The organism is Xanthomonas sp. F10 (assembly GCF_014206815.1).
In the GTDB taxonomy this organism is placed as follows: Bacteria; Pseudomonadota; Gammaproteobacteria; order Xanthomonadales; family Xanthomonadaceae; genus Xanthomonas_A; species Xanthomonas_A indica.
Genome location: NZ_JACHNP010000001.1, coordinates 502,334 through 522,894, shown reverse-complemented (window position 1 = coordinate 522,894; position 20,561 = coordinate 502,334). Strand labels below are relative to the sequence as shown.

The window sequence follows — 20,561 nt, the reverse complement described above, 5'->3', positions numbered from 1 at the left end:
ATGCCTTGGATTGCTGTTTATTGATTTAGCTCTTACTTCCGTGCCTTGACTGCGTTACAAACAGGTTCGGCCCTGTACTTATCGGTACTGCAAAGTGATATCCGTTGCTGATTGTCGGCCCATTCTGCCGCGGTAATGGCTGCAACGTATGCACTACATCCAAGAACTGCCACGATAATACATGCGCCAATCCATCTCCAAAATCCACGAGAATTTTGTACTAGTGGCCGCAAAAACTGCACTGTGGAAATAATGAAGAGGGTTAGTCCGACGACTAATACTGGCGTGACAAGCCATGTGCCCAGAAATTTTGCTTTTCCGATTACAGGCAGATAAGCAAGGGCGCCTCCCGCTGCGATGATGCCTGTTCCTAGTGCCCAGCGTTCAATTAGTTTTATAAGATGGTCAAGGTTACTTTCGCTAAAAATGCTAAAGATCTTGTTCATAATGTGGGGCCATAGCAGCCAAGGGAGAAATAGGAAGGTACATTTTTATCGCCTGTAGCCTAACTCTAATAACGGGGTCAGGTTCACTTCTGCTGTAAGTGAATATGAAAAACCTGACTCTGTTTCCTTTGCATCTATCTATTTCTTATCGGCCTTGGCTTAAATTTTTTCGTAATCAAAAGTGCTGGATCGACTGGAATTGCAGTCAATGACACGTTGTATCCGAGGGCGCCTAATTGCGAAGCTGCATTCTTGAGTGAGATTTTTGAAAAAAAAGGAAGTTCCGATGGTATGGATTTATTGGTCGCTATGGCGTAAGTGATTTTGTATTTTCCTGCATCGGGTCTTAGTCTAGTGTCACTAAGCGCTAGATTGGTCGGGAGCTTGGAATTTAGTCTCTTGCGAAATTCTTCGTCTTTTAAAAATGTTTCAGCAGCTACAGCGCCTTGTGCAAAAAGGTGGCTTAGTGTGGCGGATGATCTGTAATACTTCACGTGAATAAATTTGCTCTGTCCCTCTATTAGATCGCAGAACTCAATTTTGTCATAAGGTCCGCCAGTTCTAATGTTGTCCTTGTCCATCAAATGTAGGTTTTTGTTGAGGGCACAAACGGTTTTATTGTATTCGCCTTCATTGGCGAATGAATACGGTGGAAGTGCACATGTTTCTACTTCGATATTGGCTAGCTGCCGATCAATCTGATTAATAAAGCTGGATTCTATCTTTAACCAAGATCCATTTCGAAGCACATATTTATTGTCGCCATCTGTAACTTCGGCGTATATGCATCTGTAAGCTTGCCATTCTTTGATGGAATTATAGTTTTGATCGTTGATGTGTATGTGGATTAATTTAATTGAATCTAAATTAAAGAGCAGCCCCTTTGATAGGATATGACTGTTGAGATCACAGATTGTCAGGACCTGGTGCCTGGGGGTGTTGGGATGCATATCAAACGAATAACCAGAGTTTGACTCCCAGTCAATAATTTCCGGCTCTCCTAGCCATATTTCTGTGCTGCCGCTCTTTATCAAATCATCGAGAAGCATGTCCAGTAACTCAATAGTCTCGGCATCCCTGATTCTGGCAACGTTGTCGATCCAAGCATAAGTCGGAGGTAGCTTCTGCCCAAATAGCTCAAGCGCTTTTGCTAGGATAGGCTTTATTCCGCTCAGCTTTGTTTCAACCATCAAGGTTAGCGCATCTCGGCCAGTGACATGAGTTCCAAGAAGCGGGAACTTGCAGGCGCCGGTTATTGCATAGACTAAATCTAGTTCGGAATTGACTTGCAGGTCAAAAATATCCGCTTGAAGTGTGCTCTGTGTTCGCGAGCTAAGCGGATTGTCGTCGTAGCTAGCTTTGTCGAGGCTTCTAAGTTTATCTGGATCAACCGAATTTAACGTGACGCGAAGACCAAAGTCTCTCTCTAATGCTTCACCTCTTATAAGGTGAAATCCGGTCCCAAATGAAATTAAAAATTTTCTATGGTCTACAGCTATATGTAAAACTGCCCCGACGCTCTTACTGGATCCGAAATCCACATCCGGTGCGTTGGGATGCTCAGTGAACATTCTAGTCCAGATGGGAGGTCTCTCTGGCGGGGCGCGTTTCAAAAGTAGAGTGGCATCGCCATCCACAAGCGGAAAGACGTAACTACTACTTATCATCTCCTCCTTGAGGCAAGCTTCAATCGAATTGATGCCATCTCTTAGCAGGTAGATAGATAGCTTTTCTTTACGAGGATTAGTCTCCAAGGCATCCCCCTGAATGCTAATGGGCTGTTCAAATCCACGCTGATATTAGCTGCGCCGCGTCCGTAGTTGGTAGACATAAGGAGCAATACAATCGCCGCTACTGGGCCTGATCTGGAGTAAGAAATTTTTTGCTTCGCGCCTGTTGACATACACTGTGAACAGTAGCAATGTCTCGAACTAAGGAGCGTCGAAACTCCCCACACAGCGGTACCCACCTCCGACAAACCGGTGGGTTTTTTGTGCCCGATGCTCGGGCGCAAGCCGACGCAATGCCTGCGTCGGGAGGGCGGCTAATACAACACCCTTCGGGGAAATACGCCCGCCGGCTGTGTGCGGTTTCGAACCTCCCGACTTCCCGTCCGCCATGCGTGGCGGACGGACCCCTTCATGGAACGAGGAGGCACCGATGGCGCACGACCGTTTGGACGACGACGACATGCCCGGCTATTTCCTGCCGGAGGACAGCCAGTTCCGGCTGGCGAAGCTGCGCGATCACGTGCGCTTCCTGGTCCGGCTGGCGCAGCCGCGCACACAGGCCGAGGAGCGCGCCGCCGAACCCAGGGTGCGCATGGGCGAACTGGCGCTCTGTCTGGAACTGTTGGCTGACCAGTTGGACCTGGTGCTGGACGCGCTGTCCTATCCCGCCCAGTGGACCGATACGACGCGCGGCGCTTGGCCCGATGCCACTGTCCAGGGAGCAACGGACGCCGGCAGCGGCACGTTCCGCGTGACGCAGCAGCAAATCGACAGGCTCACTCAGCTGGCCGAGGCCGTCTCTGCCAATGCCCGGATAGTGGCGGCCGGCGATGCAGCCGAGCGTGCCGGCCAGACGCTGCCGGAAGTGGGCAGCACGCTCTGTGCCGCAGCCAACGACGTGCGTGAACTGCTGCTACAGATCGCACACCAGCCGTTGCCCGGACCACCGTCGAACCGCGTGCGCGAGGCGCGGGCAGTCTATGCGCTGGAATCCGAGGCGCCGCCTGCGGGAGGCGGGTGGCTACATTGATGCTGGCTACGTTGGCGCGGGCGCTTTGTAAGACAAGGCCGGCCCGACGCTGTTGGGCCGAACAGGGCTGCAGCGAGCGTCCACGTGGGCGACGGCATACTCGCGCCGATTGGCCGGCCGGACTACTCTCTAGTGCAAGAGAATCGAAGCGAGCGTGTCATGGTGACAGCGAAGCACCTGATCGGCATCCTCTTTATTGCCGCGACGCTGCAATTGACGGGATGCCAGGCTGATTCGGCTCAGCCCCCAGCGCCGGACCGTGCGCCGCATGCCAAGGAGGAATCTGCAATGAGAACGACCGTGCCGTTGGTCAGGCCACTGAGCTCGCACGTGTTGGCTGATGCCATCACGCTGGATTTCGATGTTCCCGCCCAGGCCGATGATCCGGAACCGCCTATCTTCATTGGGGTGAGGGTAACGGCCCAGAATGCCGAGGTTGCGCTGTCCAAAGTGGACCGCTTACGCGACGCCGGCGTCACCGCGCAGGTCCATCTCTCTCGGTTGACGGCGGCAGGCGAGGAGCCCGTGGTATTGCAGCGGAGCGAACTGGTTGGGCGCACCGAGTACCAGACGGTGGCATTGGACCGCGACGGGTATGTGCCAGGTCTCCTTAAGGCGAATGCAGATGAACCGACGATGCGCGCCGCTGGATTGATCGCGCCAGGTGCTGCTTATCGTGAAATGGATCTGGCCTTTGTTCGCGATACACCGCCTGGTCGCTACCGGGTATCCGTCCGCTTCGGGGGCAATGTTCGTGCCTTGGAAGAGACACACCCGGAACTGCTGGTTGCCTTCACCGCCAAGGCGCAATAGGGAGGCGTAGCACCATGAGCGAGCCCACACCACGGTACACGGTCACTGTCTATCTGGCTGCCCCCGGCACACCGTTGACGTTATCCGGCGGAACGTCTGCGGCGGGGCACATGTATTACACGCTTTCCGATGGAAAGCAGGTCGATAGCTACGGCTTTGCGCCTGTCGAACATGGAAGCTCCAGCGGTCAGGGGAAGGTGTACGACAGGGATCTGCGGGATTACAAGGATCCCTACTACAGCCGCACCATGGAAATCAGCCGGGAGCAGTACGACCGGCTGCGCGCCTTTGGCGACGCACCGCAAAAGCACGGCTTCGATATGAAGTACAGCGGTACGACGAACAGTTGCATCGACTTCACCTGGGGCGCGCTCAACTACGCCGGGCTGCACCGTCGAGACCGCCATGGCGCCATCGATGAAAAGTTCGAAGGCGACCTCAAGCCACTGAGCAACAAGGACGACGTTCAAAGCATCCCCGCGCCCAAGCCGGGAAGCGAACTCAACAAAGAGCATCACAATCCGATGCCGAAGCAGACCATCCTGCAGAAGGCCATCACCGAGAATGGGACGCAAGGCGAGCAGCGCGTGTCCGTGAGGCTCGCCGGTGCAGGGCCTGAGTTACCACGCGACCCATTGCTGCAGCAGGCGGAGTCCGCGGTGGTGAAGCTGGAGCAAGGCTTGGGGCGGGATTACGACGGCAACAGTGCCAAGCTGGCGGCAAGTGCCGCATACCTTGCAAAAGAAAGCGGCCTCTCCCATATCGACCATGTGGTACTCAGCCAGGACTCGCGCAATGTGCGGGCAGGCGAGAACCTGTTCGTTGTCCAGGGAGCGCTGAACGACCCCGCACACCTGCGTGCGCACATGCGGACGGAGGATGCGTTGCGCAAGCCGGTGGAAGAGACGCTGGCGCAGCTGCAGTCGTTGAACGAGGCGCAACGCTTAAGCCAGGCGCAGGGCGTGGACCAGCTTTCTCAGGCTCAATCCAAGCCGCATCAAATCTGACGGCCAGTACCATGCCGCGGCACATCCGCTGTCAGCGAGGCCGTGAGATTGCTCTGGCGATGGGCCTTATCCTACTGGCCGCCTGTGCCTCCATCCGGGTGCCACCCGCTAGCTTGCTCGCCAACGAGGGCGCACACGCCACGGCTGTGACCAAGATTGGGCCGGTCTTCTTGGTTAGAACGGTGAGCGTGCTACCTGGCACCTCACGCGCGGCCGAGAAGTTCACTGTCATCGAGGAGTGTCGCAGCGGAAAGCTGCACGTCGCCTTGCAACAACAAAAGGGTGCGGAGACCTACGCTACGCCCGCCTGCGCTGCAGTGCTGGCGGCGCTGCGGTACGCCGTCGACGCGTCGACGTTGCCTGACGTGGGGCTGGAGCTGACGGTTGATCTGATCAGTCCCGGCCGGCAGCTCATTGCTCGCACGTCTTCGCTGGCGACGGCGGCCGGCGCCAGCGCGCGCTATGCATTCGCGCTAGACAAGGAAAGCGACATGGCCGCCGCGAATATCGTCTCCACCACGGCACACGAAACATTCCACTTGCTGCGCGGCCTCAGCCGCACGACGACCGAGATGCAAGAGGAAGAACGCCTGGCTTACACGATGGGCGCATGCGCGCAACTGCAGGCATTGGGATGGGTGAGGAGCAAGGATCTGCCATCCATTGCGCTTCCAAAACACGCCGAAGGCGTTTCTGGAAGCGTCAACGCGTCCAACGCTGCGGGAATTTCTGTGACCAAAGATCTCATGCCATTCATGCGGGATGGGGTGGTGACCAAAGACGCACCCGAGGGGCTGGCGATGGCGCGCTTTTGCCAGACGGCCCTTGAGTGAAAAAATCGGCCCTTGGTAGGCCAGTCAATCTGATGGAGATGGACGGTGCGCCACGCGCTCGGCTACGTTTTGGTGGTAGGTCAACCAGACCTGCCATTTGATGGGCGCCGGGGAGGCGCGGAGGGAGTGATGGCGAAACTACGCTGTTGGCTGGGATTGATCGCATTTTCCGTGGTCGGATGCGCCAACGTCTCTACCAGCGAAGCCGCGGCAGCAGGCTCTGGAGACGCAATCTGTAAGCAAGCCGCCGATTGGGATCGTCGTGGATCGTTGTCTGCGCAGCAGATCGCGCCAACGGTCATAGAGAGTGATGTGGGGCTTACCTATCATTTCGACCTGCGAGGAACGGGCGGCTTGCGGTCGCTCGATGCCAGTTGTGGGTCGGGCAGCTACGCCGAATGCAACTTCACTGTACATCGGCTGGACGGCAAGGCGTACTGGTTCTCCGAGCTCTCCACGTTTGGTCTTTGGCAGGTGCAGGGCCGCCTGTATCTGCTGTATCGCATCGTGTCGCCGAAGAACGACATAGCGGCACGCAAGCGCCGATTGGTGGAGTTGGCCGAGCCACCCGTTGAGATCTGCAATCACATCGGCGATTACTCGAACCTTATGTAGATATCCTGCCTGAATCGACGGGTTGCCTATGCTCATCCTTTCCGCTGGATCATCGAGGCGACAGCGCGCTGGGCATCAGTTGCCGCTTGACCAGGAAACTCAGGGGCCGGACTTTGGTACGCGATGACACGGCCATGAGGTTGCAGCGCAAGTTGCGCCGGTGCAGTTGGATGCGTCTGCTGGCCTTCCAATGCCTCTGGATGGCACTCATCTGCACGCAAGTGCTGGCGTCAGACGCACCACGCGTCTCCGTCGAGGGCATGAACAAGCACAGCGTCGCCACGGGTATGGGGTTGTTCCTGACGCGCTCTCAGGTGGCGACGCAGGGCGCCGCGAAATCGATCCACCTCCAGAAGCGCATCGTCTGCAGCGATCGCCGCATCAAGGTGGCCTTTGCCAAGGGACTGGAGCGCGCGCCTGAGCGGATCTGCCGCGTCGCCTCCGAGGCACTCGCGTTGGTCAGCGCCCAGTCGCACGTGCAGAACATCGCCATCACATTGCTGGTAGTGCCCAGCCTGGTGAACTACCAAGCCACCTTCTACAGGGTGGGCAGAGGGCCAAAGCTGGTCCTCATCGTCCCGGTGCTGCAGAGCGAAGAGGCGACGCTAGCCAACGTCGCCGATCTGGTGGCACATGAGGGCTTCCACGTGGGCATGTTCGCTGCTGGCGACGTGTCGCTGGCTGGGAACGAATACGCCGCCTACCACTACGGGCTGTGCGGGCAACTGGTGGCATTGGGACATCTGGAGCCTTCGGCGCTGCCGGGCTTCGGCGTGGCGTCGGACGACCCGCATCTTGTCGATTCATCCGAGAGCGCCGAGCGTGTGCGCACTGAGGTGCTCCAGGCCTTCGGCGATCTTCCTATGACGAGGGAAAGCCCCGCCGGTGAGGCGCTGCTCGCACAGTGCCGCGCGATGGCGCCTGCCAGTTCGAAGCACTGAGCCTGACGTCTTCTGGGCTTCAGCACGCCGGCGTCAGCCTTGGGCGCAGGACGCGGCGCGAGAGGAGCGGTGCCTGGCTGGCGCCAGCAGACAAGCAGATGCCTTGCACCCCGACGATGCGCTAGCATCCCCCGCACACGACGGCGCGCGGCGCCGTCCTTCAGGGGGACATCGATGAAACATTCCATGCTGGCCGCCGCCGTGGCGGCCTTGCTGTGCGGCTGTACCGTGGTTTCGCCCGATCCGGGGCAGCAGGCGGTGCTGGTGGACAAGCCGCTGCTGTTCGGCAAGGGCGGCATCCGTCTGGACGACGTGCGCGATCCCGGCCGCACCTACACGTGGATGACGACGTCGGCGGTGTACGTGGACACCACGCCGCAGACGGTGCAGGTGGCCTTCGACGACTTCTCGTCCAGCGACAACATCCTGTTGGACTTCTCCACGCAGATCCAATACCGGATCACCGCGCCGGCGCGGCTGCTGTCCGGCTTCGGCCAGGACTGGTTCAAGAACAACGTCGCCAGCCAGTACGCGGCGATCGTGCGCGACCAGGTCAAGCGCTATGACATGACGCGGATGATGAGCGACCCGGACACGGCGCGGAAGATCGACGATTCGGTCACCGAGAACGTGCGTGCCCTGGTCAAGGAGCAGGGCCTGCCGATCCAGATCCAGAACATCACCCTCGGCCGCGCCCGTCCCAATCCTGATGTGTTGCAGCAAATGAACCTGACCGCGGCGCAGCAGCAGCGGGTCAAGACCCTGGTGGAAGCCACCACCGCCGAGCGTCAGCGTGAACAGGAGCAGGTGGCCAAGGCCGATGCGGACAACGCCTACCGCAACCGCATGGGCCTGACCCCGGAGCAGTACCTGGCCAGCCAGATCGCCGAGATCAATGCCGAGGCCTGTGCCAAGGCGCAGGCCTGCTACATGGTGCCGTCGGGAACGTCGGTGATCGCCAAGTAGCGCGACGCGGTAGAGGCGGGCCCGGGTGGCCCGCCGTTTGCGGACATCGGTGGTGGCATGCGCGTCGCGAATGCGGCGCGCCGGCGGCGGTTGTCGCGATGCCGCGGGTCTGCCACTGTGACAGCCCTGTCCTGCGAGGGGATCCGCAGATGGAACCCGCACAATCCTCGATGTCGCAGCGCCCGCCGGCGACCCGCCTGTTCGCCCTGCTGGCGCGCGATGCCCGCACCGGGGTGATCTTCCGCCGCGGGCCGAGCAAGCAGGTGCAACTGATCCACTGGGATCTGCGCGAGGACAGCTTCGTGCACGGGCAGTGGTTCAAGGGCCGCATCTACGAGCGGCGCTGCGATCTGTCGCCGTCGGGGCGGCTGCTGGTGTATTTCGCCTCCACGCAACGCGGCCCTTTCGGCACCTGGACCGCGCTGTCGCGGCCGCCGTTCTTCACCGCGCTGGCGCTGTGGCCGAAGGGCGACAGCTGGGGCGGTGGCGGGATGTTCGAGGACGAGCGAACCTTGTTGTTGAACCATCAGCCGCGCGACGGACACGATCCTTTCCCGATGCCAACCGGCTTCCAGTTGCCGCACGATCTGCAGGTGCGCCCGTTCGGTGCGGATTCGGGGAGCGGCGAGGACGAGCCGATCGACGGCGTGTTGCGCGAGCGCGATGGCTGGCAGCTACGCGATGCTGGTGAGGGCGAACGTGGCGGGCTGCGCGGCGACGCGCTGTTCCGCTTCAGCCGCCCGCGCGTGCGCGAGAAGCTCGGCGCCAATGGCCGCCGCCTGCAGTCGCTGCTGCATGCGGTCGGCCAGGACAATCATGCGTGGTACGGCCTGGATCACCGGGTGCTGGACCGCGACGGCACCGTGCTGGTCGATCTGCCGGGCAGCAACTGGGCCGACTGGGATGGCGGCGACCTGGTGTTCGCGCGTGAGGGCGGGCTGTATCGCCTTCGCAAGAGCGACTTCCGCGAAGTGGCGCAGCGGGGCGCGCAGGCCTTCCAGTTGCTGCACGACTTCAGCGGCGCGCGCTTCGCACCATTGGCGCCGACGGCGGAGGCGCTCAAGTATTAGGTGGGCCTGTGCGCGGTGCGTTCAGGCGTCCTGTACGAACGGCGTACCACGCAATGGTAGGTGTGGCTGTGGCGATTCCCGCGCCTGGCGCAGCCGCTGCGCATGTGCGGCCAACAAATCACCGCGGGTGAGGATGCCGACCATGCCATGCGGTGCGTTGCGGCCGAGCACGACGAGTCGGCCGACCTCGGCTTCCACCATGTGGTCGGCAGCCTCACGTAAGGAATGATCCTCGCGCACGGCAAGCAGCGGGCGGCGGAGCAAGGCGGCCAGATGCAGCTCGTCGTGCTGCTGCGGATCGAGCAGGTCGCGGCGGGTGAGCATGCCGATCGGGCACCCCTCGGCATCCAGCACCGGGAAGCCCTGATGCCTGAAGGCGGCGTCGCCAGAGGCGATACGTGCGCGCACCTCGCCCAGGGAGTCTTCACCGCGTAGCGCCACCACATTGCGGCTGCAGGCGTCGCCGGCGGCGATCTGGTCGAGGAAATCGGCAGCGTAGTCGCTGGGCACGCGCACGCCGCGGCGCGCGATCTTCTCGGTCATGATGGTATGGCGCATGCTCAGGCCCGACACCAGATACGCCGCGGCGCAGGCGCCGAGCAACGGCAGCAGCGCATGCGGCTGCTGGGTGGTCTCGAAGGCGAACAGCACCGAGGTCAGGAAAGCGCGCGAGGCGCCGGCAAACACCGCGGCCATGCACACCAGTGCGGCCATGTGCGGGTCGACGTGCAGCCAGGGCGCCTGCGTCGCCAGCACCGCGCCGAGCACACCGCCCAGCGCGCTGCCGATGGTGAACAGCGGGGCCAGCGTACCGCCGGAGGTGCCGCTGCCCAGCGCGATCGACCACGACAGCAGCTTGGCCACGCACAGCGCCAGCAGGGTCGAGACCGCCAGGTGGCCGGCGATGGCACCGGCGATATTGGCGTAGCCGACGCCCAGGGTGAGCGGCATCCACCAGCCGATCAGCCCGACCGCAATGCCACCGAGCGCCGGCCACCACATCCAGTGGATGGGCAAGCGCTCGAAACCGTCCTCGATGGCATAGGTGAGCTTGGTGATGCCGACACCGGCGAGGCCGCAGAGCAGGCCGAGCATCACATACGCCACCAACGCCAGCGCATCCGCTGCGGCCAGCGCGGGCACTGCGAACATCGGTGCGCTGCCTTCCAGGGCCAGATGCGCGCCGGCGCCGATCGCCGCGGCCAGCGCCACCGGAATCAGCGAGCGCGCGCGCCACTCGAACAGCAGCAGTTCGATCGCCAGCAGCACGGCGGAGATCGGCGTGGCGAACACCGCCGCGGTGCCGGCGGCGGCACCTGCGGCGAGCAAGACCTTGCGTTCGTCGGCAGTGACGCGCAGCAACTGCCCGAACATCGAGCCCAGCGCGCCACCGGTGGCGATGATCGGCCCTTCGGCGCCGAACGGCCCGCCGGTGCCGATGGCCACCGCCGAGGACACTGGCTTCAGCCAGATCATCCGCGGCGGGATGCGGCTTTCGTTGCGCAGCACCTGCTCCATCGCTTCCGGAATGCCATGGCCGCGAATCGCGCGCGAGCCCCAACGCGCCATCGCGCCAACGATCAGGCCACCGACCACCGGCAGCCCGATGGCCCACGCGCCGAGGTGGTGACCGGCGGGACTGACGGTTTCGATACTCCAGCGTCCGTAGTAGGCGAGGTTGGTGGCGAGCGCGATCAATGCGATCAGCACATGGGCGGCCACTGCCACCAGCGTGCCCACCAGCAGCGCCAACGCGCAAACGCGCAGCACTCGCCGATCCATCGGCACGAACCGTCGCGGCATGTGCGCGGCGTCCAGCGCGGGCGCTAGCGAAGGCGCCGGCGACAGCGGCGTATGCGAAGGCGAAGCAGGAGACATCGAAGGCGCCTGGCACGAAACGAGCGTGTGAGGCGGGCAAGGTTACGCGGATGCCGGCACAGTGGCTGGCTCGAAAATGAACAGCGATTCGGTGGTATTCAATGGCGTGACCGGTGTGCCTTGTGGCCGGTGTGGTGCTGCTCGTGCGTTCGCGTCGCTGGCGACTTGCGCACAGGGCCACGTCGACCATGGTGCCATCCGGATAGACTGCCGCTTCCACGACCAGGAGCGCCCGATGAGACTGCTTCGCCTCCTGCTGCTGCCAGCCCTGCTGTGCGTCGCCGCACTCGCCCAGGCCCAGGACGACACGCGTCGCATCGCGGTGACCATCGACGACCTGCCGTGGCAGCGCCTCGAGCAGACGCCGCCAGCGCAGTTGCCGGCGCTGCATGCGCAGTTGATGGCCTCGCTGCGGCAGGCGCAGGTGCCCATCGTCGGCTTCGTCAACGAGGACAAGCTGGAGCAGGACGGCCAAATGCAGCCGCAACGGGTGGCGATGCTGCGCGACTGGCTGGACGCTGGCTATGCGCTGGGCAACCACACCTATGGTCACGTCAACCTGCACCAGGTCGGCGTGCCGGCATACGAGGATGCGATCGTGCGTGGCGAGCGCACCTTGCAACCGTTGCTGGCCGAACGTGGTCAGTCGCTGAAGTGGTTCCGTCATCCGTATCTGGCAACCGGGCGTAGCGTCGCGAACCGCGAGGCGGTCAACGCCTTCCTGGCCGCGCACGGATACCGTATTGCGCCAGTCACCGTGGACAGTGGCGAGTGGGTGTGGGCGTTCGCCTACGCGCATGTGCTGGACGAGCCGCCAAGCCCGGCGCGCGACGCGATGCTGTTGCGGCTGCGCAAGGGCTACGTGCCGTACATGCTCAACAAGCTGGATTATTTCGAGCGCGAATCCCAGGCCCTGTTCGGCCGCCGCATCCCGCAAGTGTGGCTGATGCATGCCAATGCGCTCAACGCCGCCGCCTTCCCAGACCTGGTCGCGGCCACGCGCCGCCGCGGCTATGCCTTCATCGGCCTGGACGAGGCATTGCGCGATCCCGCCTACACCCACGCCGAGGGCTACACCGGCCCCGGCGGCATCAGCTGGCTGCACCGCTGGGCGATGGCCGAGGACAAGCCGAAAGACTTCTATGCCGGCGAACCGGTGGTGCCGCGTTGGGTGTTTGCGTTGGCTGGGGTGGAGTCGGAGTAGCACAGAGCGTGCAGCTGCCGGCAAGTCCCGGTAGGCCTTCACCATCCACGCACCCATGGCGGGATCACGATGACGCCTCTCCGCTCACTATGACGCCCATGCCCCCGTCCAAGACGCCCCCGTGGAAGAAGCCGAATCCGCGCGGTCAGCGCAGCCAGCCGTTGTCGCCTTCGCAGAAGGCGGCCGCACGACAGCGCGCTGATGAGAACGGCCGTCCGTATCCGAACCTGATCGACAACATGTGGGCGGCGCGGCTGCCGCATGCGACCTCCTCCTCCAGTTCGGACATCGACGCGGAATAATCAGGGCGTCTGCGCTTGGATTGGGGCGTACCTGGCACGCGTTGTCGGAAGAATGTCGGAGTTCGCCATCGCGGCCGCCGGTCCGGTTCTCCTGGCGCGCGTGATTGATGAATGCCGATACACCGGAGCTCGGACGCACCCTTGGCCTGCGCCGGGCGATGCCCATACCGTGCCGTGCCGGCACTGGGCCGGTCATCGCATCCAGGTACGGGTATGACTCCGCAAGAACAGCAGCTTCTCGAAGACTTCCTGGCGCGCCTGCGCAGCGCCGGCGGGGTGGCCAAAGATCCGCAGGCCGACGCGCTGATCCACGCGCGCCTGGCCGATCAACCCGATGCCATGTATCTGCTGGTCCAGCGCACTTTGCTGCTGGAGCACGCGCTGGAGGCCGCCAAGGCGCAGATCGCGCAGTTGCAGCAGATGGCCACGCCGCCGCCGCCGCCGGCGACCAGCTTCTTGGGCCAGGGCTTCAATGCGGCGCCGCCGCCGTTGCCCCCGGCGCCCGCCGCCGCAGGCGTCGCGGGTGCCGGCGCGCCCGGCTGGCGCGAGCGCTGGTTCGGTGGCAGTGCCGCGGCCGCGGAGCCGACGCCGGCCCCGGCCGCCGCGCGTGGCCCCAGCTTCCTCAGCAGCGCGGCCACCACCGCGGCCGGCGTGGCCGGCGGCATGTTCCTGTTCGAGGGCGTGGAAAGCCTGCTGGGCGGCCACCACGGCGGTGGCCTGTTCGGCGGCGGCGCGCCGCAGGAGACGGTGGTCGAGAACATCACCAACAACAACTATTACGACGACACGCCGCAGCAGGACATGGGCCAGGACTTCCAGGACGACGGCGACTTCGGCAACGACAACTGGACGTAGCCTTGTCGCTTGCACTTCTGCCGGATCGGCCAGGCGAGCGCCTGCAGGGCGCTCGTCTTAGGTTCGGAAGGCCGACCATCCATCGCTTCAGGTATCTATTCAAAAAAGCAGTCGCCAGCAGACCTGTGTCGAGGTAATGGTCAATTAATACAGCTGCTTACAAGTCTAGTTCTCTTGACTATCTATTCATAAATCTATTCAATCCGGGAATGAGCGAGGCCCGGCTACGCGATCTGATTGCCCTTCTGCGCCATGAGGGAGCGGCGACGGCGCCTCGTATTGCAGCGGCGCTCGGCGTCAGCCAGCCGACGGTCTCGCGTCTGCTGACCGCCGCCGGCGATCAGGTGCTGCGGATCGGCAAGGCGCGCGCCACGCGCTATGCGCTCAGCCGTGCGCTGGGCCGGGCGGGTCGGCACTGGCCGCTGTTCCGTCTGCGTCCTGACGGGCGCGCCGAGACGCTTGGCGATCTCCACGCCATGCACGGCGATGGATTTCTGTTCGTTCCGCAGAACGCGCGACCGGTCCTGGTGCATGGTGAATTCGCCGATGGCGTGTTCCCGGGGCTGCCGTGGTTCCTGGACGATCAGCGTCCGCAAGGCTTCCTCGGCCGTGCCTTCGCACGGCGCGTCGCTGAAGACATCGGCGCGCCGCAGGATCTGCAGCGCTGGCGCCCTGACGATGTCGTCCTGTCGTTGCTGCGGCATGGCGACGATCAGCCCGGCGATCTGGTCCTGGGCGAGTTCGCTTTGCAGCGTGCGCAACAGGCCGCCCTGCAGCCGGCTGATGCGCTGGAGAAGGCGCAGCGATCCCAGCATTATCCGCAGCGCGCCGACGCCGTCTTGCGTGGCGAGGCGGTGGGCTCGTCGGCAGGAGGCGAACAACCGAAGTTCACCGCAATACTGCACACGGAAGGCGGCTACACGCCGGTGATCGTCAAGTTCAGCGAGCGTGCCGGCACGCCGGCCGCGCAGCGTTGGAGCGACCTGCTGCGGTGTGAGCACCTGGCCAGCGACATCCTGCGTGCGCACGGCATCGCCGCCGCCGAGAGCGAACTGCTCGAGAGCGACGGTCGCGTGTTCCTGCAGTCCACGCGGTTCGACCGCACGCCTGTGCTGGGACGGCGCGGCTTCGTCTCGCTGGCCGCGGTGGATGCGGCCTACTTCGGCCATGGGCGGATCGACTGGTGGTCGTTCGCACCGCAACTGCAGCGCGACGGCTGGCTGAGCGACGCAGATGCGCAGCGCCTGCGCGTGTGCGGTTGGTTCGGCGCCTTGATCGGCAACAACGACATGCATCTGGGCAACGCTGGCCTGATGCTGGACGATGCCTTGCCGCTGGCCTTGGCACCGATCTACGACATGTTGCCGATGGCGTTCCGGCCTGCGGCGAGCGGCGAGGTGGTGGAGCGCGCCTATGTGGTGCCGTTGCCGACCCCAGACCAGCGCGACGACTGGCGTGCAGCGGCGGGCATGGCGGTGCAGTTCTGGGAGCGTGTCATCGAGGACGTGCACGTGTCCGCGGCCTTCCACAGCATTGCGCGGGACGCGCTGGCGCAGGTGACGCGCGCCCTGCCGCGGATCGGTTGAGCGCTTTCGCATCGCGTTAAACGACCCGACACACGGCGCTCACGCGGGCAGGACGTGGGGCGGGAGAAGCTGCCGCGACTCCCCACCACGAGGTCTTGCCCATGGCTGCAACCAACGCGCGCGTCCGTCTGCATGTCGAAGATACCGGCGGTGCCGGTCGTCCGGTGATCCTGATCCACGGCTGGCCACTGTCGGCCGAGGCCTGGAAGGACCAGGTCGGACCGCTGCAGCAGGGCGGCTACCGGGTCATCGCCTACGACCGCCGCGGCTTCGGACGCTCCGAGAAGCCGGCCGATGGCTACGAATACGACACCCTGGCCGACGACCTGGCGGGCATCATCGAAGACAAGCAACTGCGCGACGCGGTGCTGGTCGGGTTCTCGATGGGCGGTGGCGAAGTGGCGCGCTACGTGGCGCGCCACGGCACCGACAAGCTGGCCGGCGTGGTGTTCGCTTCCGCGGTGCCGCCGTACATGCTCAAGACCGAGGACAACCCGGAAGGGCCGCTGAGCAAGGAGCAGGCGCAGGAGATGGAGCAGGGGCTGAAGGCCTCGCGCGAGACCTTCTTCGACGACTTCACCCGCGGCTTCTTCAGCGCGCACGGCACGCTGAAGGTCAGCGAGGCGCAGCGCCAGGAAGCGATCGCGCTGTGCCTGCAGAGCGACCAGACCGCGGCGCTCGGCTGCATGCAGGCGTTCGGTACCACCGATTTCCGCGAGGATCTCAAGAAGGTCGACGTGCCGACCCTGGTGTTGCACGGCGACTCCGACGCGACCGTGCCGTACGAGGGTTCGGGCCAGCGTACCCACCGCGTCATCGCCGGCAGCGACGTGGTGCTGCTGAAGGATGCGCCGCACGGCTGCAACACCAGCCATGCCGAGGAATTCAATCAGGCGCTGCTGGGTTTCCTGGCCAAGCTGGGGTGATTGCTAACGCGTATCGCGGTACCGACGCGCAAGGCGTGGCGCCGCGACGACGCAACTAGGCAGCAGGTAGCACCCAACCCGCGGCAGCGCTCAGCTGCCGCGGGTCGATCGAACCCACTCAAGCCATCGCGCCGGTCACTCGCCGACCAGCGTCGCCACGCTCTGCGGGTCGACATAGACCACGGTCTGGCCCGAGGCCACGCTGTACTTGCCGCCGTAGCCGACGTTGAGGGTGGACGAGGTACTGTACTTGGTGAACGCGGAGGCGCTGCCGGCGGGAACGCGCACGGTGATCTGCCGATGCTGGGTGCCGGTGTTGACCACGACCAGGGCCAGCTTGCCGTTGGGGGTCTTGTAGGCGCTGACGGCGACATCGTTGTACGGCGCGGCAGTGGCGCCGATGCGCACCGAACCGGGACGCACGAAGCGCGCGTACTGCGACATCACATAGCCGCGCTTGCTCACCGTGCCGTTCTCGGCGATCAGCCCGTAGCTGCGGCGGATGTACCACCAGATGTAGCCGCTGTAGTTGGCGAGCATGCTGTTGTGCAGTTCGCTGGCCACGCCGAGCGCCGACGGCCAGGCGTTACCGTCGGTGTTGTCGGTGTAGTGCTCGGTCATCCACAGTTGCTTGCCCTTGCTGCGCGCCAGCGGGTAGTCCTTGGGCTGCACGCCATACAGGTGCCCGCCGATGATCGCCAGGTATTGGGCGGCGCTGCTGTTGAGCACCGGGTCGGTCAATGCCGGGTTGAAGCCCAGCGACTCGGCGGCGAGCAGCTTGAACTTGCCGAACTTCGCGCCCTGTGCGCTGATGAAGTTGAGGAAGTCGGTGCCGTTCCAGTCGCCCGACTCGTAGTCTGGGTGCCAGTCCGGCTCGTTCTGCAGCGACAGAGCGTAGATCGGCGCGCCCTTGCTGTCCATGTAGGCGGTGAAGTCCAGCAGGTGCTTGGCGTAGGCATCGTAGTACTGCGACAACAGCTTGCCGCCGTTGTTGAGGCTGTTGTTGGACTTCATGTAGGCCGGTGCCGACCACGGCGTGGCCAGCAGCACTGCGCCGTGCGCGCGTGCCCGCACCGCCGAGGGCACCTGCTGGCTCCAGCCGGAGCTGGACGGATCGATGCGCATGCGCATGATCGACAGGCCGATCTGCCCCGTGTCGCTGCCGAACGCCAGATCGACCTGGGCCGGGGTGAGGTCGGCGATCCAGCCGGCGCCGTTCATGCCGCCGAAGCCCTGGATGGTCTGGTGGACTTCGGACGGATTGACGGTGACGTTCTGCGCCGAGGCGCCACCGGCCGAGAACAGCGTGGCGGCCGCGGCGAGCAAGGTGCCGAGCAAACGAGGGGTCTTCATGATGGTTCCAGGGGTTGGGGGAGGCGTGACGCTAGCCAGCGCAGATGACCATTTCAATGTCGCGATCGTCCAAAGCGTTCAAGTGAGACCGGTGGCGCAACGCGAGCGCAACGGCGTCCTCAGTCACACGGCGGCGCGGGTCGCGCGGGATGGCGCGGTGCAGCGTTGGCGCATCCTCCATTACGCGGTGAGGTGCGAGGTGGGCATTGTGCGCAGTTGCGCGCGCAAACGCCGCAAGATGCACAAGTGCGCACAGGACAAAGCTGCGCACAATGCACACGCCGTCAGCACGCAGGGGGTGTGCCGGCGTTTCCTGTTGCGAAGGATGTTGCGCATGCCACTGTTCCGCTTTCCGCAACGCTGCGGCGTTGCGCTGTTCGCCGTGCTGTTGTCGATCGCGCTCTGCCTGCCGCCGTTGGCGCAGGCGCAGGCCACCCGCTATCGCGACGCTGCGCCGCTCTTGCTCGGCGTGGCCTGGTATCCGGAGCAGTGGCCGGAAGCGCAATGGGAGCACGATCTGGCCCTGATGCAGGCGGCGCACGTGCGCGTGGTGCGGATCGGCGAATTCGCCTGGAGCCGGATGGAGCCGCGCGAGGGGCAGTACGACTTCGCCTGGATGGACCGCGCCATCGCCGCCGCCGCGCGCCACGGCATGGTGGTGGTGCTGGGCACGCCGACCGCGGCGCCGCCGGCCTGGTTGACCCAGGCCTATCCGGACACCTTGCGGGTCAGCCAGGACGGGGTGCGCGACGAGCATGGCAACCGCCAGCAGTTCTCGTTCGCCAGCGCCCGCTACCGGCGCTTCGCGCATGCCATCGCCGAACAGATGGCGCAGCGCTACGGGCACAACCCGCACGTGGTCGGCTGGCAACTGGACAACGAGTACGCGCAGTCTTCGTTCGATCCGGAGGCCAAGGCGCAGTTCCACGCCTGGCTGCAGCGCAAGTACGGCAGCATCGAGGCGCTCAACCAGCGCTGGGCCACCGCCTACTGGAGCCAGACCTATAACGACTTCGCGCAGATCCCGGTGCGCGAGGACGAGGAAAATCCGGCGCTGCTGCTGGAGTGGAAGCGCTTCGTCAGCGACACCTGGGCCGATTATTCGCGCAACCAGATCGATGCGATCCGCCCGCATGCCGATCCGCGCCAGTTCATCACCACCAACACCATGGGCTGGTTCGCCGGCTTCGACGCCTACACCGTGCACGACGTGCTCGACATCGCCGCCTGGGACGACTACGTCGCCGGCGAGCGCTATGACTGGGTCGACAACGCCGCCCGCCACGATCTCACCCGCGGCTACAAGCAGCGCAACTATTGGGTGATGGAGACCCAGCCGGGCTTCGTCAACTGGCGTGCGACCAACGTGGCGCTGCGCAAGGGCCAGGTGCGGGCGATGGCCTGGCAGGCGGTGGCGCATGGCGCCGATGCGGTGTCGTATTGGCAGTGGCGCGCCGCGCCCAATGGGCAGGAGGAATACCACGGCACGCTGGTCGGCGCCGATGGCGAGCCGGTGACGGTGTATGCGGAGATCCAGCAGGTCGGCGCGGAGTTCGCCAAGGCCGGGCCGGCGCTGGCTGGCACCACGCCGCAGGCGCAGGTGGCGCTGATCAACGACTTCGACAGCCGCTGGGCGATCGGCTTCCAGAAGCACGCGGCCGACTTCGATCCGGTCGTGCAGATGAAGAGCTTCTACCGTCCGCTGCGGCAGCAGGCGCAGGTGGTCGACGTGGTCTCGGCGATGGCGCCGCTGGAGCGCTACAAGCTGGTGGTGGCGCCAGCGCTGAACGTGCTGACCGAGGCGCAGGCGCAGCGGTTGAAGGCGTACGTCGAACACGGCGGTCACCTGGTGCTGGGGCCGCGCAGCGGCATGAAGAACATCGACAACGGCCTGCATCCGCAGCGCCAGCCCGGCCCGCTGGCGGCCTTGCTTGGTGGGCGCGTGGAGCAGTTCTACGCGCTGGACAAGCCGATCCCGCTGGTCGGTGCGGGCGCCGACGGCAGCGCCAGGATCTGGGCCGAACAGTTGCAGGCCACTGCCGCCGACACCACCGCGCCACTGCACTACGGCACGGCCAACGGCTGGCTGGATGGCGCGCCGGCGTTGCTGACCCGGCGCGTCGGCAAGGGCCGCATCAGCTATGTCGGCGGCTGGTTCGACGACGCGACGCTGGATCGCCTCACCGGCGACTGGCTGCGCGACGCCGGGGTGCAGGCGCCCGTGGCCGACGTGCCGGACGACGTGGAAGTGGGCGTGCGCAGCGACGGCGCGCGCCGTATCGTGGTGCTGATCAACCACGGCACCGCCGCGCACGCCGTGCGGCTGCCGGCAGCGATGCGGTCGCTGCTGGGGCCGGCGCCGAGCGGCGATACGGTGCAACTGGCGCCCGACGACGTGGCGGTGCTGGAACAGCGTCGCTGAGCGCTGCCGCGGTGCGCTGCGGCGCACTGCCGGCTAACAGGTGACGGATCGGTGCAACTTGGTGCGCCCGGTCCGCACCGATGCGCCAAGCACGACGGCACGCTCTACAATGCCACTGCCAGCGGGCGTCGCCGCCGCCATCGCGTCGCGGCCTCGTTCCCTCACTGGAGTCGCGTGTGTCCTTGTCTTCTTCTGCTTCTGCTCCGTTGTCGCCGGTGGGCCGGCTGTTCGCCGCTACCGCCGTGTTCGAAGGCCTGACCTGGGCCGGCCTGTTGTTCGGTATGTTGCTCAAGTACGGCACCCAGACCACCGAATTGGGCGTGTGGCTGTTCGGCCGCCTGCATGGCGTGGCGTTCCTGCTGTACGTGGTCGCCAGTCTGGTCGCGGCGCTGCGCTTGCGCTGGCCGTGGTGGGCGTGGGTGCTGAGCCTGTTGGCGGCGTTGCCGCCGCTGGTCACGGTGCCGCTGGAACTGTGGTTCCGCCGGATCGGCCTGCTCGGCGCGCCCCGCCAGCGCGCGGCGGGCTAATGCTGGCGCTTCGGCGCAGGCGAGGCGCGTCGCGGTATGCGCTGCGGCGCGTTGTGC

At 64.3% G+C, this 20,561-nt stretch carries 19 protein-coding genes; 15 read left to right on the top strand and 4 right to left on the bottom strand.

Features of this window, described 5'->3' with window-relative positions:
- Nucleotides 1–32 precede the first annotated feature (32 nt).
- Together FHR56_RS02315 and FHR56_RS02310 are read right to left on the bottom strand one after the other, a co-directional pair.
- Nucleotides 33–446 carry a hypothetical protein gene (locus FHR56_RS02315; RefSeq protein WP_160946198.1) on the bottom strand — a complete coding sequence of 138 codons (414 nt, stop codon included), beginning with the start codon at nucleotides 444–446 and terminating at the stop codon, nucleotides 33–35.
- A gap of 134 nt (nucleotides 447–580) precedes the next feature.
- On the bottom strand, nucleotides 581–2,200 hold the full coding sequence (locus FHR56_RS02310; RefSeq protein ID WP_160946199.1) for a TIGR04141 family sporadically distributed protein: 1,620 nt from the start codon (nucleotides 2,198–2,200) through the stop codon (nucleotides 581–583).
- A 406-nt stretch (nucleotides 2,201–2,606) separates the two neighbouring features.
- Between FHR56_RS02310 and FHR56_RS02305 the strand changes: the two genes are divergently transcribed.
- The 8 genes from FHR56_RS02305 (at nucleotide 2,607) to FHR56_RS02270 (ending at nucleotide 9,451) form a co-directional block, all read left to right on the top strand.
- Entirely contained in the window at nucleotides 2,607–3,206 is a 600-nt protein-coding gene (locus FHR56_RS02305) for a hypothetical protein (RefSeq protein ID WP_160946200.1), read from the top strand.
- Nucleotides 3,207–3,365: 159 nt separating this feature from the next.
- On the top strand, nucleotides 3,366–4,019 hold the full coding sequence (locus tag FHR56_RS02300) for a hypothetical protein (protein WP_237473077.1): 654 nt from the start codon (nucleotides 3,366–3,368) through the stop codon (nucleotides 4,017–4,019).
- A 14-nt stretch (nucleotides 4,020–4,033) separates the two neighbouring features.
- Complete coding sequence (locus FHR56_RS02295) at nucleotides 4,034–5,026, top strand: XVIPCD domain-containing protein (RefSeq protein ID WP_237473078.1); 993 nt, start codon at nucleotides 4,034–4,036, stop codon at nucleotides 5,024–5,026.
- Nucleotides 5,027–5,208: 182 nt separating this feature from the next.
- On the top strand, nucleotides 5,209–5,859 hold the full coding sequence (locus FHR56_RS02290; RefSeq protein WP_345776731.1) for a hypothetical protein: 651 nt from the start codon (nucleotides 5,209–5,211) through the stop codon (nucleotides 5,857–5,859).
- 129 nt (nucleotides 5,860–5,988) lie between these two features.
- The gene (locus tag FHR56_RS20555) at nucleotides 5,989–6,474 is read left to right on the top strand and encodes a hypothetical protein (RefSeq protein ID WP_260400235.1); all 486 of its coding nucleotides are present in this window, start codon (nucleotides 5,989–5,991) and stop codon (nucleotides 6,472–6,474) included.
- Between the two features lie 170 nt (nucleotides 6,475–6,644).
- The gene (locus FHR56_RS02280; RefSeq protein ID WP_237473080.1) at nucleotides 6,645–7,415 is read left to right on the top strand and encodes a hypothetical protein; all 771 of its coding nucleotides are present in this window, start codon (nucleotides 6,645–6,647) and stop codon (nucleotides 7,413–7,415) included.
- Between the two features lie 186 nt (nucleotides 7,416–7,601).
- The gene (locus FHR56_RS02275) at nucleotides 7,602–8,381 is read left to right on the top strand and encodes an SPFH domain-containing protein (protein WP_019797028.1); all 780 of its coding nucleotides are present in this window, start codon (nucleotides 7,602–7,604) and stop codon (nucleotides 8,379–8,381) included.
- 149 nt (nucleotides 8,382–8,530) lie between these two features.
- Nucleotides 8,531–9,451 (top strand): hypothetical protein, encoded by a 921-nt coding sequence (locus FHR56_RS02270; protein WP_237473081.1) that lies wholly within the window; start codon nucleotides 8,531–8,533, stop codon nucleotides 9,449–9,451.
- Between the two features lie 21 nt (nucleotides 9,452–9,472).
- Here the strand turns inward: FHR56_RS02270 and FHR56_RS02265 are convergent, their stop codons facing one another.
- A complete protein-coding gene (locus tag FHR56_RS02265) occupies nucleotides 9,473–11,254 on the bottom strand; it encodes a chloride channel protein (RefSeq protein ID WP_160946202.1) in 1,782 nt (593 codons plus the stop codon).
- Between the two features lie 310 nt (nucleotides 11,255–11,564).
- On the opposite strand from FHR56_RS02265, the gene FHR56_RS02260 reads away from it, so the two are divergent.
- The 5 genes from FHR56_RS02260 to FHR56_RS02240 all read left to right on the top strand — a co-directional run bounded on the left by FHR56_RS02260 (nucleotide 11,565) and on the right by FHR56_RS02240 (nucleotide 16,202).
- A complete protein-coding gene (locus FHR56_RS02260; RefSeq protein ID WP_160946203.1) occupies nucleotides 11,565–12,533 on the top strand; it encodes a polysaccharide deacetylase family protein in 969 nt (322 codons plus the stop codon).
- A gap of 98 nt (nucleotides 12,534–12,631) precedes the next feature.
- Nucleotides 12,632–12,835, top strand: a complete 204-nt coding sequence (locus FHR56_RS02255) for a hypothetical protein (RefSeq protein WP_160946204.1) — start codon at nucleotides 12,632–12,634, stop codon at nucleotides 12,833–12,835.
- Nucleotides 12,836–13,048: 213 nt separating this feature from the next.
- A complete protein-coding gene (locus FHR56_RS02250) occupies nucleotides 13,049–13,690 on the top strand; it encodes a DUF2076 family protein (RefSeq protein ID WP_160946205.1) in 642 nt (213 codons plus the stop codon).
- Between the two features lie 209 nt (nucleotides 13,691–13,899).
- Nucleotides 13,900–15,276: a type II toxin-antitoxin system HipA family toxin YjjJ gene (gene yjjJ, locus FHR56_RS02245; RefSeq protein WP_160946206.1), complete on the top strand. Its 1,377-nt coding sequence runs from the start codon at nucleotides 13,900–13,902 to the stop codon at nucleotides 15,274–15,276.
- Between the two features lie 101 nt (nucleotides 15,277–15,377).
- The gene (locus FHR56_RS02240) at nucleotides 15,378–16,202 is read left to right on the top strand and encodes an alpha/beta hydrolase (protein WP_160946207.1); all 825 of its coding nucleotides are present in this window, start codon (nucleotides 15,378–15,380) and stop codon (nucleotides 16,200–16,202) included.
- A gap of 135 nt (nucleotides 16,203–16,337) precedes the next feature.
- On the opposite strand, the gene FHR56_RS02235 is transcribed toward FHR56_RS02240, so the two are convergent.
- On the bottom strand, nucleotides 16,338–17,555 hold the full coding sequence (locus FHR56_RS02235; RefSeq protein WP_184502396.1) for a glycoside hydrolase family 30 beta sandwich domain-containing protein: 1,218 nt from the start codon (nucleotides 17,553–17,555) through the stop codon (nucleotides 16,338–16,340).
- Nucleotides 17,556–17,889: 334 nt separating this feature from the next.
- Here FHR56_RS02235 and FHR56_RS02230 point away from each other — a divergent pair, with 334 nt between their 5' ends.
- Nucleotides 17,890–19,977: a beta-galactosidase gene (locus FHR56_RS02230; RefSeq protein ID WP_160946208.1), complete on the top strand. Its 2,088-nt coding sequence runs from the start codon at nucleotides 17,890–17,892 to the stop codon at nucleotides 19,975–19,977.
- 182 nt (nucleotides 19,978–20,159) lie between these two features.
- On the top strand, nucleotides 20,160–20,504 hold the full coding sequence (locus FHR56_RS02225) for a DUF3817 domain-containing protein (RefSeq protein ID WP_260400234.1): 345 nt from the start codon (nucleotides 20,160–20,162) through the stop codon (nucleotides 20,502–20,504).
- The last annotated feature ends 57 nt before the right edge of the window (nucleotides 20,505–20,561 follow it).